The 15,792-nt window shown below is 68.2% G+C and carries 18 protein-coding genes and 1 pseudogene; 8 read left to right on the plus strand and 11 right to left on the minus strand.

Annotation, left to right across the window (positions count from 1 at the left end; translation table 11 throughout):
• Positions 1–109: 109 nt before the first annotated feature.
• A complete protein-coding gene (locus tag ACODTB_RS20160) occupies positions 110–556 on the plus strand; it encodes an NYN domain-containing protein (RefSeq protein ID WP_291119668.1) in 447 nt (148 codons plus the stop codon).
• Here ACODTB_RS20160 and ACODTB_RS20165 read toward each other — a convergent pair.
• The 5 genes and pseudogenes from ACODTB_RS20165 to ACODTB_RS20185 all read right to left on the minus strand — a co-directional run bounded on the left by ACODTB_RS20165 (position 543) and on the right by ACODTB_RS20185 (position 3,876).
• Positions 543–1,741 (minus strand): annotated as a pseudogene (locus ACODTB_RS20165) (MFS transporter). The gene ACODTB_RS20160 and the pseudogene ACODTB_RS20165 sit on opposite strands and share 14 nt — an antisense overlap.
• Positions 1,738–2,472 carry an arsenical resistance protein ArsH gene (arsH, locus tag ACODTB_RS20170; RefSeq protein ID WP_488929684.1) on the minus strand — a complete coding sequence of 245 codons (735 nt, stop codon included), beginning with the start codon at positions 2,470–2,472 and terminating at the stop codon, positions 1,738–1,740. Before arsH ends, ACODTB_RS20165 begins: the two are co-directional and overlap by 4 nt.
• On the minus strand, positions 2,453–2,875 hold the full coding sequence (gene arsC, locus ACODTB_RS20175; RefSeq protein ID WP_291119664.1) for an arsenate reductase (glutaredoxin): 423 nt from the start codon (positions 2,873–2,875) through the stop codon (positions 2,453–2,455). The genes arsH and arsC overlap by 20 nt, the downstream gene beginning before the upstream one ends.
• Positions 2,868–3,533 carry an aquaporin gene (locus ACODTB_RS20180; protein WP_291119662.1) on the minus strand — a complete coding sequence of 222 codons (666 nt, stop codon included), beginning with the start codon at positions 3,531–3,533 and terminating at the stop codon, positions 2,868–2,870. Before ACODTB_RS20180 ends, arsC begins: the two co-directional genes overlap by 8 nt.
• A 16-nt stretch (positions 3,534–3,549) precedes the next feature.
• Positions 3,550–3,876 (minus strand): ArsR/SmtB family transcription factor, encoded by a 327-nt coding sequence (locus tag ACODTB_RS20185; RefSeq protein WP_291119660.1) that lies wholly within the window; start codon positions 3,874–3,876, stop codon positions 3,550–3,552.
• A gap of 126 nt (positions 3,877–4,002) precedes the next feature.
• On the opposite strand from ACODTB_RS20185, the gene ACODTB_RS20190 reads away from it, so the two are divergent.
• Positions 4,003–4,371 (plus strand): YciI family protein, encoded by a 369-nt coding sequence (locus ACODTB_RS20190; RefSeq protein WP_291119658.1) that lies wholly within the window; start codon positions 4,003–4,005, stop codon positions 4,369–4,371.
• Positions 4,372–4,413: 42 nt separating this feature from the next.
• On the opposite strand, the gene ACODTB_RS20195 is transcribed toward ACODTB_RS20190, so the two are convergent.
• Complete coding sequence (locus tag ACODTB_RS20195; protein WP_291119656.1) at positions 4,414–5,079, minus strand: hypothetical protein; 666 nt, start codon at positions 5,077–5,079, stop codon at positions 4,414–4,416.
• Between the two features lie 245 nt (positions 5,080–5,324).
• On the opposite strand from ACODTB_RS20195, the gene ACODTB_RS20200 reads away from it, so the two are divergent.
• Both ACODTB_RS20200 and ACODTB_RS20205 read left to right on the plus strand, forming a co-directional pair.
• On the plus strand, positions 5,325–5,738 hold the full coding sequence (locus tag ACODTB_RS20200) for a MarR family winged helix-turn-helix transcriptional regulator (RefSeq protein WP_291119784.1): 414 nt from the start codon (positions 5,325–5,327) through the stop codon (positions 5,736–5,738).
• A 67-nt stretch (positions 5,739–5,805) separates the two neighbouring features.
• Positions 5,806–6,843, plus strand: coding sequence for a Rieske 2Fe-2S domain-containing protein (locus tag ACODTB_RS20205; protein WP_291119654.1), 1,038 nt, complete (start codon positions 5,806–5,808; stop codon positions 6,841–6,843).
• A gap of 21 nt (positions 6,844–6,864) precedes the next feature.
• Here ACODTB_RS20205 and ACODTB_RS20210 read toward each other — a convergent pair whose 3' ends face one another.
• Positions 6,865–7,413 (minus strand): hypothetical protein, encoded by a 549-nt coding sequence (locus ACODTB_RS20210; protein WP_291119652.1) that lies wholly within the window; start codon positions 7,411–7,413, stop codon positions 6,865–6,867.
• Positions 7,413–7,652: a F0F1 ATP synthase subunit C gene (gene atpE / locus ACODTB_RS20215; protein WP_291119650.1), complete on the minus strand. Its 240-nt coding sequence runs from the start codon at positions 7,650–7,652 to the stop codon at positions 7,413–7,415. Before atpE ends, ACODTB_RS20210 begins: the two co-directional genes overlap by 1 nt.
• A 262-nt stretch (positions 7,653–7,914) precedes the next feature.
• Between atpE and ACODTB_RS20220 the strand changes: the two genes are divergently transcribed.
• Positions 7,915–9,333, plus strand: a complete 1,419-nt coding sequence (locus ACODTB_RS20220) for a sensor histidine kinase (RefSeq protein WP_291119647.1) — start codon at positions 7,915–7,917, stop codon at positions 9,331–9,333.
• Positions 9,334–9,343: 10 nt separating this feature from the next.
• Here the strand turns inward: ACODTB_RS20220 and ACODTB_RS20225 are convergent, their stop codons facing one another.
• Positions 9,344–10,291 carry an alpha/beta hydrolase gene (locus ACODTB_RS20225; RefSeq protein WP_291119645.1) on the minus strand — a complete coding sequence of 316 codons (948 nt, stop codon included), beginning with the start codon at positions 10,289–10,291 and terminating at the stop codon, positions 9,344–9,346.
• A 206-nt stretch (positions 10,292–10,497) separates the two neighbouring features.
• Here ACODTB_RS20225 and ACODTB_RS20230 point away from each other — a divergent pair, with 206 nt between their 5' ends.
• Positions 10,498–10,929, plus strand: coding sequence for a hypothetical protein (locus ACODTB_RS20230; RefSeq protein ID WP_291119643.1), 432 nt, complete (start codon positions 10,498–10,500; stop codon positions 10,927–10,929).
• Between the two features lie 114 nt (positions 10,930–11,043).
• Entirely contained in the window at positions 11,044–11,595 is a 552-nt protein-coding gene (locus ACODTB_RS20235) for a hypothetical protein (protein ID WP_291119640.1), read from the plus strand.
• An 8-nt stretch (positions 11,596–11,603) separates the two neighbouring features.
• On the opposite strand, the gene cls is transcribed toward ACODTB_RS20235, so the two are convergent.
• Positions 11,604–13,031, minus strand: coding sequence for a cardiolipin synthase (gene cls, locus ACODTB_RS20240; RefSeq protein WP_291119637.1), 1,428 nt, complete (start codon positions 13,029–13,031; stop codon positions 11,604–11,606).
• A 109-nt stretch (positions 13,032–13,140) separates the two neighbouring features.
• Here cls and ACODTB_RS20245 point away from each other — a divergent pair, with 109 nt between their 5' ends.
• A complete protein-coding gene (locus ACODTB_RS20245) occupies positions 13,141–14,100 on the plus strand; it encodes a hypothetical protein (RefSeq protein WP_291119635.1) in 960 nt (319 codons plus the stop codon).
• A gap of 19 nt (positions 14,101–14,119) precedes the next feature.
• On the opposite strand, the gene garD is transcribed toward ACODTB_RS20245, so the two are convergent.
• Positions 14,120–15,760 (minus strand): galactarate dehydratase, encoded by a 1,641-nt coding sequence (gene garD / locus ACODTB_RS20250; protein ID WP_291119633.1) that lies wholly within the window; start codon positions 15,758–15,760, stop codon positions 14,120–14,122.
• Positions 15,761–15,792: the final 32 nt, after the last annotated feature.

Consider the following 15,792-nt stretch of genomic DNA (forward strand, 5'->3'; position numbering starts at 1 on the left):
ACGCAAGTCTCGCCGGAGTTGACTTTCAGGGCCGGTACGCCAACCTGCTTGGGCCACCGCCACCTCACAAGGGTGGCGGTGACATCACCAGTCAGCAACAGGAAGGCACATGCAACACGCTCCTTTCGTGGCCACACGGCGACCCCGCCTGGCCCTGCTCATCGACGCCGAGAACTTCAGCGCCCGCAAGGCCCTGCGGCTCATGTCCCACGTCGCCGACCGGGGCGACGCCATCATCCGCCGCGCCTACGCGGACTGGACCAGTCCCCGGCAACTGACCTGGCGCAAGATCCTGCACGTGCAGGGCATCCGCCCCATCCAGCAGTTCCACTACGCCCACCACAAGAACGCCTCGGACGCCGCGCTCATCATGGACGCCATGGAACTCAAGACCCAAAGCCCCCGGCTCGACGGCATCTGCATCGCCTCGTGCGACAGCGACTTCACCGGCATCGCCGGGCGCATCCGCGAAGCCGACATCGCGGTCTACGGCTTCGGCCGGCCCGATGCGTCACCCGCTTTCGTGTCGGCTTGCAACCACTTCATCTTTCTGTAGACCGACCTGGCCGCGGTCGACCGACGACGAACCCGGTCATCAGCAAAGCCGCGAACGCGAGCATCCCGAGCGCGGCCGACAGCCACAGGGCGCCCGCGCCCCACCGGTCCAGGCAGAGCCCGAACAGCATTGCGCCATACGGGCGGGCACCATCAGCAGCCCTTGCCGGGCCCCATAGCCCTGCGGACCGAACAGGACGAGGGGCAAGGTGCCCTTGGCGATCGTCAGGATGCCGTTGCCGGCGCCGTGCAGCACGGCGAAGAGGGCGGCCACCGGGGCGCCTGCCATCAGCAGTACCGCGGCGCCCACCGGGTGCAAGAGCGCTGCCAGTCGCGCAGACAACAGTGGATGGACTCGACGCAGGAATCCGAACTCCAGGAGGCGCCCGGCAACCTGGGCTGGGCCGACGAGTGCACCGATCGCGACGGCCGCACCCAGGCTGGCACCGCTGGCTTGGAGGAGGTGTGGCAGGTGCGCTGCCATGGCTGTGCTGATGCACCACGTCGCGGCGAACACGGAGGCCAGCAGCCAGCTGGCGAATCGCGCGTTCGAGGTTGCACCGCCGCCACTTGCAGCAACGTTGGTTGGCGCATCGGGTTCGATGGGTGGGATGCCGGGTCGGGCGACTTGCGGCACGCAGGCGTTGAGTGGCGCCCCGAGCACGAGATGCAACGCCGCCCACATTAAGCACGCACCGCGCCATCCGAACTGCGCTTCGAGGAGCGTCGACAGCGGCCAGCCGACCGTGCTGGCGAAGCCCGCCAGCAACGTGATCCCGGTGATGGCGCTGCGCGAGTCTCGACCGTAGAGCCGCACCAAGGCCGAGAACGCCGCCTCGTACAGTCAGCCCCCCATCCCGATGCCGATGAGCATCCAGGCGGCAAAGAGGCCGGCGGCACCTTTCGCCGCGCCGAGCACCACCAGACCAGTGGCGAACACGAGGTTGGTGCCCATCAAGACAGGCCGGCCGCCCCACCGGTCGATGGCCCGGCCGGCATAGGGCCCGAGCAACGCGGAAACCACGAGGGCGAAGGAGAAGGCGGCGAAGACCGTCGACACCGGCACATCGAGATCCCGCGCCATCGGACCTGCCAGCATGGCGGGCAGGTAGTAGGACGACGCCCAGGCCAGCGTCTGCGCCGCGCCCAGGGCGGTGACAACGCCGGCCTGCGCGCTGACCCTCATAGGGCCTTCTGGTTGACCCGCTTCGAGAGTTCGGCCGCGCTTTCCTTGCGTTCGCTGTATCGGTCGACAAGGTACGGTACGGCATCGCGCGTCAGCAGCGTGAACTTGAACAGCTCTTCCATGACGTCGACCACCCGGTCGTAGTACGCTGAAGGCTTCATCCGTCCGGCCTCGTCGAACTCGAGGAAAGCCTTGGCGACGGATGACTGGTTCGGGATGGTCAGCATCCGCATCCATCGGCCGAGCACACGCATCTGGTTGACGGCGTTGAACGACTGCGAGCCGCCAGACACCTCCATCACCGCCAGCGTCTTGCCTTGCGTGGGCCTCACGGCGCCCACGGCCAGGGGAATCCAGTCAATCTGCGCCTTCATGATGCCGGTCATGGCACCGTGCCGTTCGGGAGAGGTCCACACCATGCCTTCAGACCACTCGGCCAGCTGGCGCAGCTCCTGAACCTTCGGGTCGATGTCCGGTGCGCCGTCGGGAAGGGGAAGCCCGGCCGGATCGAACACTTTCACTTCGCCCCCCATGGCCTCGAGAAGCCGCGCGGCTTCGAGCGTCAGGAGCCGGCTGTAGGAGCGCTCGCGCAGCGAGCCATAGAGCATCAGGAAGCGTGGCCGGTGCGGGGATGGCTCACGCGCCACGAGCCGCTCGTGCGTCGGCACCTCGACCAGGTCGGCGTTGAGCGCCGGGAAGCTGGGCGGGTTCTCAAACACGGCGCACCCCATCGTCGACCACCCGTTCCCCATCTTCCTTGGTGAAAGGCGGGAGCTTCTGGGAGGGCAGGATCTCGAGGACTGCCTCCGAAGGGCGGCACAGCCGGGTTCCCAACGCCGTGACCACGATGGGTCGATTGATGAGGATGGGATGCGCCACCATGAAGTCGAGCAGCTCATCGTCCGACCACTTGAGGTCATCGAGTTTCAGCTCGGCATAGGGCGTTCCCTTCTGGCGGATGGCGTCGCGAACCGGCACGCCCATCGCGTCGATGAGGTGCTTCAGCTGCGCCTTCGAAGGGGGCGTCTTGAGGTACTCGATGACGCGCGGCTCCACGCCGCTGTGCCGGATCAATGCCAGGGTATTGCGAGAGGTTCCGCAGTCGGGGTTGTGGTAGATGGTGATGTCAGTCATGGTTAGAGGTGGCGCCTGGCGTCAGCGCGTCGTGAATGGCAGCGCCGATGCCTGCGCCGATGAGCTGCGCGGCCACGAAGCCCGGCACGCCGGACGGGGCAATGCCCGCGAAACTGTCGCTGAACATCCGGCCAAATGCCGCAGCGGGGTTGGCAAAGGACGTCGACGCCGTGAACCAGTAGGCCGCACCGATGTAGCAGGCCACCATGGCAGCCACCCTGCCCGGCGGGGCGCGCAGAATCACCAGCATCAAGCCCGCCGTCGCGACGGCCTCGGCCAGCCACTGGCCTGCGCCGCTGCGAAGCTTCGTGGAGAACTGAAAGAGGGTGGCATCGAACATCGCATGCGCGAGCCAGGCACCCAGCATGGCACCGCCCAACTGGGCGACGACGTAAGGCGCCGCCAGCGCGCGCGGCATGGTGCCGCGGGCTGCCATGACGAGCGACACGGCCGGGTTGAAATGCGCGCCGCTCACTGGTCCGAATACCTCGATGAGGATGTACAGACCGCCGACCGTGGCCAGGGTGTTGGCGAGCAAGGCGATGGCCATGTTGCCGCCGGCCAGTCGCTCGGCCATGATGCCGGAGCCGATGACCACGGTGAGCAGAAGCGCTGTGCCGAGCGCTTCCGCCAACAACTTCCTGGAGATGTCGTTCACGTTTCTCGCCGAGGGGTCAGCAGTTGCAAGCGTCGCCGGTGGCTTCCACCACGCAGGCGGCACCCTGACAGCAGTTGTCGGTGAGGTAGCCGACCAGTGCGTTCATGTTGTCGTAGGCCGCTCTGTAGATGAGGTGGCGGCTGGCGCGCTCCTGGGTCACCAGACCCGAGTTGGCCAGCTCTTTCAGATGGAAAGAGAGCGTGGCGGGGGGGACGCCCAAGGCGTCCTGAATGACACCGGGCGTGAGCCCGCTTTGTCCAGCCACCACCAAGGCCCGGAAAACTTCCAGGCGCAACGGGTGAGCCAGCGCCGCCAGTGCTTGAACGACTTCTTTTAATTCCATATTTCAACAATAGTCGAATTGAAGGGGGCAGTCAAGAGAGGACCTTGCGCCGGAATGTCACTAATCTTGTCGATTCCTGTGCTCCTGCTTCGTCGTACAGGCATCACCCACCCCAAGGAGCCACCCATGAAGTACCTCGGTCTTGCGTATTGGAACCCCGAGAAATTCGCCGCCATGGCGCCCGAGGACGTGCAGGCCCTGGTCAGCCAATGCCCGCCGCTGGACGAGAAGATGCAGGCCACCGGCAAGATGCTCGTGTCCGCATCGCTCGCCGAGCCGAAAGACTGGGTCTCGCTGCGCCCGCGCGGCGGCAAGCCGCAGATGACCGATGGCCCCTACACCGAGGCCAAGGAGATGGTGGGCGGGATGTTCATCATCGAGGCGGACAGCCGCGACGAGGCCCTGCGCCTGGCGAGCATGCACCCCGCCGCCACCCTGGGTGAGGCGGGCGGGTGGGGCGTCGAGCTGATTCCGCTGGATTTCTTCCTGGGTTGAGGGACGCCGCGCTGGCCGCGCCCACCTCGATCAGCGAGTCCTTCACGCTGGGCTGAGCCGCAGCGGCAGGCGGGCCCCATCAGCGGGTGCCGGGCCGGGGCGGGTTTGGAGCGAGAAGGGGATGGTGTCCACGAAGTCCTGCTGGACTTTGGGCGCGAGCTCGCTGTTGCTGAGCAACACCTGGATGTACTTGACGTAGGACTCGCGCACCGTTTCTGCGTACAGGCCCGACCAGCCGCGAAAGACGATGTCCTTTTCCAGCGGGGCGAGTTCGATCGCGTCCTGCAGCGCACCTTCGAGGCAATGGGCGTAGCGCACCGCGTCGAACGCGCTGGCGGCAAGGTCGAAGTCGAGGCGCTCCTGTTGCAGGATGCGCTCCAGGGCCGCCGACTCGTCGCGTGTGTTGGCGCCGATGCGCTTGGACAGGCGGTGCACGTTGTTGGAGCGCACGGGCGATGAGAGAGGGCCTTGCAGTTCGTTGCGAAACAGGGTCACGAAGCGGCCAGCGATCTGCCCGTGGCGCATGAGCAGTCGCAGCGCCAGTGAGCGTTCGATGGGCAGGTCCTTGGTGCGCGACTCGGTGTTCGCGTGGACGAACAGCAAGACCTTCCGCAGGTATTCGCTGACCAGCAGGGGCGCATCGTGGGTCGAGAATTCGGCCAGCAGGGTGCGCATGTCGGATCGGTACAGGGCCGCTGTCTGCTGCATGGTGCTCACTCCGGTGTGGGACGGTGCCATCTTCGTACCGTGGGGGGTATGCCGATCACCACATGCTTCAAGTGCTCCGCAGGTGGCACGAAGCGGGGCGGCGGCGGAATGAGCGGTCGCAGTCGGAGTGACAATCGGCGGTGCGTCCACCCGACCGGCCGCTCCACCCCTGTTTCACCATGCCCGCTTCGTCCCGCACCCCTCGCACCCTGGCCTCTGCCGCCGCCGATGGCCCATCGCAAGCCATGCTGGGCCTGCACGAGCCCGGCCACCTGTTCCGGCGCGCCCACCAGCATTCGGTGTCGTGCTTCAACGCGGTGTTCGGGCGGGCCGTCACGCCGCTGCAGTACGCCGCGCTGCGCGTGCTGCAGGAGCACCCGGGCATCGACCAGGTCACGCTGGCCGCGGCCATCGCGCTGGACACCTCCACCACGGCCGAGATCGCGGTGCGCCTGGAGCGCGACGGCTGGATCGTGCGCGAGCTGGGCGCGCGGCGCCAGCGCCGGCTGGAGCTCACGGCCGAGGGCCAGCGGGTGCTCAACGAGATGCTCCAGTCCGAAGCCGTGCTGGCCGACCGCATCCTCGCCACACTGGACGCCGGTGAGCGCGAGGTGCTCATGGGCCTGATGCACAAGCTGCTCGGCAAAACCCCCGCCTGAACCCGGTTGACGACCGGCCCCGGCTTGGGCTACCATTTGATTCAGTGTACTGAATGAAGGAGACGACATGAGCTGGATGCGCAATGCCTGGTATGTGGGTGCCACCTCGGTGGAGGTGGGCGATGCCCCCTTGGGCCGGCGCCTGTTGGGCGCCCGCATGGCTTTTTTCCGCGACGCGGAAGGCCGCGTGCAGGCGGTGGAGGATTTCTGCCCGCACCGGGGCGCGGCGCTGTCGCTGGGCCGCGTGTGCAAGGGTGAGCTGGTGTGCGGCTACCACGGCTTGGTCATGGGCGGCGACGGCGTGACCCGCTCGATGCCCGGCCAGCGCGTGGCGGCGTTCCCGCGCATCCAGCGCTTCGCGGTGGAAGAGCGTTACGGTTTCATCTGGGTCTGGGCGGGCGAGGCCGACCAGGCCGATCCCTCGACCATTCCGGTGCTCGAATGGCACGACAACCCGGCCTGGGCCTACGGCGGCGGCCTGTTCCACATCAAGGCCGACTACCGACTGATGATCGACAACCTGATGGACCTCACGCACGAGACCTACGTGCACTCGACCAGCATCGGCCAGCAGGAGATCGACGAGACGCCTTGCACCACGCGCCGAGAGGGCACCACGGTGGTGACCAGCCGCTTCATGGAGAACATCGAGGCGCCACCGTTCTGGCTTGATGCGCTGCGCGCCATCGGCGTGGAGGGCAACCCCAGGGTGGACCGCTGGCAGGTGTGCCGCTTCTCGCCGCCCAGCCATGTGCTGATCGAGGTCGGCGTGGCCCTGGCCGGCCAGGGCGGCTACGACGCGCCCGACGACAAGAAGGTCTACAGCGTGGTCACCGACTTCATCACGCCCGAGGTCGATGGCTCCATGTGGTATTTCTGGGGCATGGCGCGCCGCTTCCGGCCGCAGGACGCGGCGCTGACCGACCGCATCCGCGCCGGGCAGCACGGCATCTTCTCGGAAGACCTCGAAGTGCTGGAGCGCCAGCAGCAGAACCTGGACGCCTTCGCGCAGCGCAAGCTGCTCAAGCTCAACATCGACGCGGGCGGCGTGCAGGCGCGGCGCGTGATCGATGAACACATCGCGAAGGAAGCGGTGCCGGCGTAGAGATCAGGGCCCGCGCGCCGCTCACCGCGGTGGGCGGCGGCCGTACGCGGTCTGCGCCATGAGCAGCGTGGCCACGAGGGTGCGGATCAGCCACAGCGCCAGCCGCTCGAGCCAGGGCCCAGTGGGGGCGGGCGGCGGCGCGGCCACCGAGGCCGCGTGCATGTCCAGCCGGTCCCAGCCCAGGGACGCCAGCGCCTGGCGCTCGGCCGGGCTCGGGTCCGGGCTGTCGGCGATCACCACCTCCAATGTGCGAACGCCCTGGGCGCGCAGCGCCGTGGCCAGCGGCACCAGGTCGGCCCGCGCAGGTGGCCAGTAGACCCGCTCGCGCGCTCGCCGCACCGTGTCGAACACGATCACGGCGTGGCCCGCCACGGGCAGCGCGGCGACCCAGTCGTCTGCTGTCACCACCGCATCGGCCAGGCGCGGTGGCATGCGCAGAAAGCGCCGCGTGGTCAGCACCGTGACCTGGTCGTAGCGGGCGTCGCCCAGCGCGGCGTGCAAGGCGGCGCCGCCGGCACCGCCGCCCGCGCCGATCACCACCACGTGCCGCTCGGGCAGGGCGGGCCGCATCAGGCAAACGGCGCTGCCAGGGCGAACCACACGCCCAGCGCCACCGAGATGATGAAGGCGCCGTCCAGCAGGCCGGCGAGCAGGAAGACCTTGGGCTGCAGGGCTTCCATCATCTCGGGCTGGCGGGCCGAGGCCTCCAGGTACTTGCTGGCCATCACGCCGATGCCGATGCAGGAACCGAGGGCGCCCAGGCCGATCATGTGGCCGACGGCGAGGGGGAGCTGGCTGAGGTCTGACATGTGAAACTCCTTTCTGTTTGGACTGGCTTCACTGTGACGGAGGGGCGACATGAAATCCATGACGCGGGAGGTCATGGCGCTGCGATCACCTGCTTCCCTTCAACCCCCGAAGCCTGACCATCATGCACCGGCTGATCCCGCCCGAGAGGCGCCGAATGGGGGTCTCGCGCTGTCGGGTCGGCTGCCCTACACTGCGCAAATGGCGCCCGGCAGACTTGGGCGCAAGCTTGCCGAGCCCAAGCGCATCACGGAGGAGGCCGTCGTGACCCACCCGGTCCTGAGTTTCTTCAGCGACATCCGCATCCTGTCCGCCATCCTGATCGCGATGCTGGGCATGACCTTTCTGGCGCACGCCAGCGCCCGCTCATGGCCGTACGTGAAATGGCTGGCGGGTTCGGCGCTGGTGTTTGGGGTCACGCAGGGGCTGCTGGTGTCGGCGGACGCGCTGGGCTGGATCTCGGGCGAGGTCGCCGGCCCGGTGGGCTCCGCGATGGGCCTGGGCGCCCTGGCCGCCCTGCTGGCGGGCCTGCAGGCCTGCTTCACCCCGGGTGGCACACCGCCCTCGCGCGTGTTCGCCGCCGTGCTGGTGGGCGCCCCGGTGCTGGTGGTGGCGATGAGCGGCCTGATGGACGGTTGGGCCTTCGCCGGGCCGGCGGCGATCGCCCTCATCTTCACGGCAACCGCCTGCTGGCTGGCCTGGCTGTGGACGCGCGACGGCTGGGGCGGGCAGCTGGTGCTGGCCGTGTTGTGCCTGGGCTACCCCGTGCTGTTCGTGGTCGCCATGCTCTCCGACATGAGCCTGCTGCAGTTCCGCCAGGTCACGCCGTTGCCGGTGAGCATCGCCTACGTGTTCGTGATGACCCTGATCCTGCAGCGCGACTCGCTGATCCTCGCGCGCGAGCTGCGCGAGCGCGTGCGGGCCGAGCAGGCCCTGCAGCAGCTCACCGATTCGCTGGAAGAGATCGTGCGCAGCCGCACGCGCCAGCTCGAAGAGATCATCCAGGGTCTGCGCTCGTTCGCGGGCATGGTCTCGCACGACCTGCGTGGCCCCTTGCGCAACACCGCCGGCCTGGCCGATCTGGCGCTGGAGGACTACCGCGCGGGCAACACCGCCGGGGCGGAGCGCTCGCTGGAGCTGATCCGCCGCGAGGCGCGGCGCGCCACCGACATGGTGAGCGACCTGCTCACGCTGGCCAAGGTGGACCAGGGGCCGCCCAGCCCCGAGGCGGTGGACATGCAGGCCCTGCTGCGCGAATGCCTGCAGTCGCTGGCCGTGCAGTTCCCGCAGGCGCCCGAGGCGGTGCAGGCCGCGCCCCTGCCGGTGGTGCAGGCCGATGCGGGCCTGATGCGCCACGTGCTGATGAACCTGCTGGGCAATGCGCTGAAGTTCGGTGCCGAGCGGCGCGACCTGCACATCGCGCTCGACGCCCGCGAGGAAGGCGGTTTCTGGCGCTTCTCGGTGGCGGACAACGGGCCGGGCTTCGATCCCGACAAGAGCGGGGAGCTGTTCAAGCCGTTTTCCCGGCTGGACGAGCGCCAGGCCGGCGGCACGGGCCTGGGGCTCACGGTGGTCAAGCGCGCGGTGGAGCGGCACGGCGGCACGGTTGGCGCGTGGTCCTCGCCCGGCGAGGGCGCGGCCTTCTGGTGGACCCTGCCGGTGACGGCTGCCCCCCAGGGTTGAGAAAGCGGCTTCAGGCGCGCTGCTCGCCGTCTTGCATCGCCAGGCTTTGCACGATGCCCTCGAAGGCCCGGGCGGCGTTCGGAGAACCGTGGATCATGGAGAGGAAGGCGTGCAGCAGGCCCGGGCAGCGCACGGTTTCGCAGTCCACGCCCGCCGCCGTCAGGCGTTCGCCGTAGGCTTCGCCCTCGTCGCGCAGCGGGTCGCACTCGGCGGTGAAGATGCGCGCGGGCGGCAAGCCGGCGAGGTCGGTGGCCTGCAGCGGTGAGGCGTCGGGGTGGCGGCGCGCCGCCGTGTCGGGGCAGTAGTGGTCCCAGAACCAGCGCATGTCGTCCGCGCTCAGCAAGTGGCCCTGCGCGAAGTCGCGGTAGCTGGCGGTGTCGAAGCCGGCGTCGGTCACCGGGTACACCAGCACCTGCAAGTCCACCGGCCGCGCCCCGGGCAGCTCGCGCAGGCGCCGTGTGGCCACGGTGGCCAGGGTGGCGCCGGCGCTGTCGCCCATCGCGATCAGGCGCCGCAGGGGTTGGCGCAGCCAGGTCGCACCGGCCTGGCCGCCTTGCAGCAACGCGGCGATGGCGTCGTCCACCGGGCCGGGGTGGGGGCTCTCCGGGGCCAGGCGGTAGTCCACCGACAACACGGCCGCGTGGGTGCGGGCCGCCAGCGTGGCGGTGAACGGGTCGTGGTCGGCCACCGAGCCCAGCACCCAGCCGCCGCCATGGAAGTAGACGATCAGGTCGCCGTTGCAGGCTTCGGGCACGTAAAGGCGCGCGGGCAGCGGGTGGCCCTCGGGCGTGGGCAGGGCGAGGTCTTGCACCCGGGCCACCGGCAGGCCCTCGCCGAACAGGCTTTTCATCAGGGTGGGGAAGGCACGCGCCTCCACCGCGGTGCAGGCCGAGAAGGGCTTGCGGCCGGCGGTGCGAACACGTTCGAGGAGGTCGAGGGTGGGCGTGTCAAAGGTCATGGGACTCCGGGCGGTGGAATGAATTCGCGGTGAGTTGACAGGGCAACCGATGGTAGTCCCGTTGATCCATGGGATGGCACTCACGTGAGTCGGGCAACGGCGTGCGCGCGTCGCGTGAGAAAGCCCGCTCAGCGCGGGCTCTTGTTCGGGTGTCGCGCACCGATGTTATGGTCGCGCGTTTTTCTTCAACGCTGAAAGGATGTTCGATGCTGGCCCGCCGACTTGTCTGGACCTTGCTGCTGGTGCCCCTCCTGCTGGTGGGCTGCGGCAAGACCGATCCTCAGGCCGCGCTCGAAGCGGCGGTGCAGAAGCTGCAGGACAGCCTGGAGGCGAAAAAGACCGGGGCCGTGATGGACCAGCTGCACCCGAGTTTCCAGGCGGGCGAGGGCATGGACCGCGAGTGGGCCAAGCGCACGATGGCGCTCATGTTCATGCGCTATGCCAACATCAAGATCATCGCCGTCACACGCAGCAGCCGCATCGACAGTGGCAGTTCGCAGGTGGGCCACACCGACGCCAAGGTGGTGGTGACGGGCGCGCAGGGGCTCATTCCCGAGCGCGCCGAACCCTATGCCGTCCAGCTGCAATGGCGGCTGGACGGCAGCGAGTGGAAGCTGATCGAACTGCATTGGGAGTGAATGTCCGAGGCCTGGGTCGGACTGGGCCTACAGACGCTTCCGCTACCCCTTCCTAGCATGGTGAATCCAGGGGCGGTGCCCCCCGCGCCGCCTCGCTCTCAGGAGGTTCACACCATGTTTGCATCCATTTGTCACCACCCCCGCGGCTGGGTGGCCGCAGCGGCACTCGCCGTCTGCCTGCCTGCGGCCTGGGCCGCCGGCCCCGACAAGGCCGCGATCGAAGCCGCCTACCAGCGCGATCGCGCCGCCTGCCAGGCCCTCAGCCCCACGCAGGACCGCACCAGCTGCCTGCGCGATGCGGGCGCGCACCGCGCGCAGGCCCTGCGCTCCGGCATCCGGGGCGGCACGTCGCCGCAAGACCTTGAACGCAACGCGCTGCAACGCTGCCAGCGGCACACCGGCGAACAACGCACGATCTGCGAGCGCATGGCGCGCGGCGAAGGCTCGGTGTCCGGCTCCGTTCAGGGCGGCGGCACCATTCGCGAGTTGGTGACGCAGGAGACCCTGCCGGTGCCCCCACCACCACCGCCGCCGCCCCAGGCGCCCGTGTTGTCGCCGCCGCTGCAGCCGGCGCCCATGTCCCCACCACCGTCGCTCTCGCCACCGCCTTCGATGAACCCGACGCCCGCGCCGCTGCCACCAACGGCCCCGCTGCCGTCGCGCTAAGGTTCAGGTCAGAGCCAGTACTCCCACATCCGCGCGAAGAATTCCTTGAAGCGCAGGTTCAGGCCGCGCCGCTTCCATTCTTCGAGCGTGACCTGTTTCGACGCCGCGAGATCGGCGTCGAACAGCTTCTGCAACTGGGCGTTGAATTCCGCGCCCAGCACCACGGCGTTGAGTTCGTAGTTGTGCAGGAAGCTGCGCCAGTCCAGGTTGGTGGATCCGATGGTGGACCACACGCCATCGACCGACCCCGTCTTGGCGTGCAGGATCACGCCCTGGCGCTCGTAGATCTTCACGCCGGCCTTGAGCAGCTGCGTGTAGTAGTTGCGCCCGGCGTGGAAGATCAGCCACGAGTCGGTCTTGCCCGGCAGGATGAGCTTCACGTCCACACCGCGCCGCGCCGCGTCTTCCAGTGCCGTCAGCAGTTGCGGGTCGGGCGCGAAGTAGGCATTGGTGAGGTACACGGTGGTTTCCGCGCTGCCAATGGCGGAGAGCAGCGTGGCGTAGATCGCGCTGTAGCTGTCCTTGGGTGAGCTGCCGATGGCGCGCACCACGTCCGAGCCGGCGCGCACCGGGGTGGGGTAGTAGTTGCGCGCGACCATGGGCTCGCCCTTCTGTGCCGCCCAGGCCTCCAGGAACAGTTTCTGGAACTCCGCCACCACCGGGCCCTGCAGCTGCACATGCGTGTCGCGCCAGGGGATGCCGTCGATGTCGCTCTTTTTCCCATCCGTCTTGCCGCTGCTGCCCGACCCCATCGACAGGGAGCCGCTGGAGTACACGCCGCTGATGTTGATGCCGCCCAGGAAGGCGATGCGGCCATCCACGATCAGCAGTTTGCGGTGGTCGCGCTCATTGAGTTCCCATTCCTTGCGCGCCTGCGCGGGATTGATCGGATTGAACTCGACGACCTTGATGCCGGTATCGGCCAGGCGCTTGAAGAACTCGTCGGGTGTGCCGAGGGTGCCCACGCTGTCGTGGATCAGGTGCACCTGTACGCCCTGCAACTGTTTGGCCATCAGCGCGGCCGCGAACTGCTGCCCCACCTCGTCGTCGTCGAGGATGTAGGTCTCCAGGTGGATGTGGTCCTTGGCCGTGTCGATGGCCGCGAGCATGGCCTTGTAGGTGGCCGGGCCGTCCTCCAGCAGATCGACCTTGTTGCCGGCGGTCAACGGGCTGCCGACGATGGCCTCTTCCAGCGCGAGGTGCCGCGAGAGCACGTCGCTGCCCTGGCCACCCGCGCGCAGGCGCTCCAGGATGGCGCGGCTGCGCTCGGCCGACAGCGGGCCTTGGGAGCCTTCGAGGCGAACGGGCGGCGGGCGCCGGTCCAGATCCGGCACCACCCGCGGCAGGCTTTTGCAGCCGACCAGGCCGAATGCGAGCAGCAGACCCGCCGTCAGGCCCTGGGCCCTTCGCCATGATCCGTGGGGCTGGTGCAACATGCTTCGAACCTCTTTTGTGACTTTGTTGTGAACGGCGGCGGGCATGGTGTGCAGGCGAGTTGTAACGAATGGTATGTTCAACGCATTGACATTTTGTTGAGTGTTCATCATGTTGCATCACCTTTCTGCCGCCCGTTGGATGTCCTTGTGTTCCGCTGTGCTGTTGGCGGCTTGTGGCGGAAGCGGGGGAGGGGCTGGCGCGCCCACGGGGCCCGCCCCTTCAACGACGATCAGCCTGAGCGTTCCTGAGCTGGCCCTCGCGGTATCGGGCAAGGCGCGCATTGTCACGGTGACCAACACTGGCTCAGCGCCTGCGTTGTCCGTCATTTACTCCTTGACGCCAGCAACGCCAGTGGCTGTCAACACGGTGTCGAGTTGCAGTACGCTGGCTCCTGGTGCCTCCTGCCAGATCACCATCACGCCCGGCGCCTCGGCGACGGCGGCGCCAGGCATCACCAACCCGACGCCCATCACAATGAACGTGGGTGGCGTCAACACCAACCTTTCGACGACCGCGTTGCATGTACTGGACTACGGCAGCGTTTTTCAAAATGGTTATGTGTTCGCGCTGGATGACACCACGTCCAATGCCACCAGCGTGGGTGGCAAGGTTGCGGCGCTGAATGACCTGGCTTCGGCCCTCCCCTGGAGCACCACGTCAGCGCTGATCAATGCAGCCAGCCTGAACGATGGAATGGCCAACACACAGGCCATCGTGACCATCTACGATGCCCTTTCCGTCTCGCGCGCCGACTACGCGGCGGGCGCCTGCACTGCACTACCTAGCAATGGCCAGAACCCCTGGTACTTGCCCGCCATTTGCGAGATGAGTTCGGCTGCCGCTGGCTGCACGCCGGGCCAACCCAACATGCAGACCAACCTGGTCGACACCAACGGCACGCTGACGGGTCCGGTCACATGGCATTGGAGTTCCACCGAATCACTGGCACAGCCCGTGACGCAAAGTATCCAACACCAATTCGCGACAGGTGGCACGTCGAGTCAGCGATCGGAACCCAAGGGCTCTTCGTTCAGTGCCCGCTGCGTACGAGTCATCAAGACCCTTTGACGCGCGGTCCGCTCTTGAGTCAAGTCACCGGCGCCGGGTTGAACAGCACCAGCGCGTTGTGCAGCTTCCAGCGCTCGGCCCAGGTCTGCCGGCGGCCGCTGGCCACGTCGAGCATGAGGTGGAACAGCGCCCAGCCCACGTCCTCGATGCTGGCCGTGCCGTCGGCGATCGTGCCGGCGTTGAGGTCCATCAGGTCGTGCCAGCGCCGCGCCAGGTCGCTGCGGGTGGCGACCTTGATCACCGGCACCGGTGCCAGCCCGTAAGGCGTGCCGCGCCCGGTGGTGAACACGTGCAGGTTCATGCCCGCGGCCAGCTGCAGCGTGCCGCAGATGAAGTCGCTCGCGGGCGTGGCGGCGTAGGTCAGGCCTTTGGCCTTGAGCTTCTCGCCGGGTGAGAGCACGTTGCTGATCGGCGCGCTGCCCGACTTCACGATCGAGCCCATGGCCTTCTCCACGATGTTGGACAGGCCGCCTTTCTTGTTGCCCGGCGTGGTGTTGGCGCTGCGGTCCACGCTGCCGCGTTTCAGGTAGGCGTCGTACCAGGCCATCTCGCGCACCATGGCCTGGGCCACCTCGGGCGTGGTGGCGCGCGCGGTGAGCTGGGCGATGCCGTCGCGCACCTCGGTGGTCTCGGAGAACATCACGCTCGCGCCGGCACGCACCAGCAGGTCGGTGCAGAAGCCCACCGCCGGGTTGGCCGTGACGCCGGAAAACGCGTCGCTGCCGCCGCACTGCACGCCCACCACGAGTTCGCTGGCCGGCACGGTCACGCGCTGGCGCGCGTTCAGGCGCTTCAGGTGTTCTTCGGCCTGGCGCAGGATGGACTCGACCATGGACATGAAGCCCACGTGCGCGTCGTCCTGCAGGCAAACGGTGTCTAACCCCCCCGCGCCGCTGCGCGGCTCCCCCCCTGGGAGGGGGGGCACACCCTGTGGCCCGGCGAAGCCGGTTCCACGGGCGTTCTGGATCGGGATCGCGTCCGAGGGAAACAGGCGCTCGGGCTGCAGCTTCTCGCAGCCCAGGCTGACCACCATCACCTCGCCGCCGAAGTTGGGGTTCAGGCTGATGTGGCGCAGCGTGCGGATGGGAATGACCGCGTCGGGCGCGTCGATGGCCACGCCGCAGCCGTAGCCGTGTTCCAGCGCGACCACATCGTCCACGTGCGGGTACTTGGGCAGCAGCTCGGCCTTGATGCGCTTCACTGCGAAGTCGGTGACGCCGGCCACGCACTGCACCGTCTGCGTGATCGCCAGGATGTTGCGCGTGCCGACCGAGCCGTCCGGGTTTCGGTAACCCTCGAAGGTGTAGCCCTCCAGCGGGGGCTGTGGCTCGGGCTTTACCGTGGCCATGGGCAGGTTCTCCAGGCCGCGCGCCTCGGGCATCTGCAGCAGGCGCTCGTGCACCCAGCTGCCGGCCGGGATGGGGTCCAGCGCATGGCCGATGGGCACGCCGTAGCGCAGCACCGCCGCGCCGCGCGCCAGATCCACCAGCGCCACCTTGTGCCCTTGCGGCACCCGGTCGCGCAGCACCACGGCACCGCCGGGCAGGGCGGTGCCGGCCGGCAGGCCGCCGTCGTTGGCCACGATCGCCACGTTGTCGGCGGCGTGCATGCGGATGGTCAGCGGCGCTGCGGCCGGGGGGGAAGCCAGGGTTTCGGGCATGCGCATCTCCTATGATTCAGCGCGCATCGCTG

This window comes from Hydrogenophaga sp. FG152, from assembly GCF_057809615.1.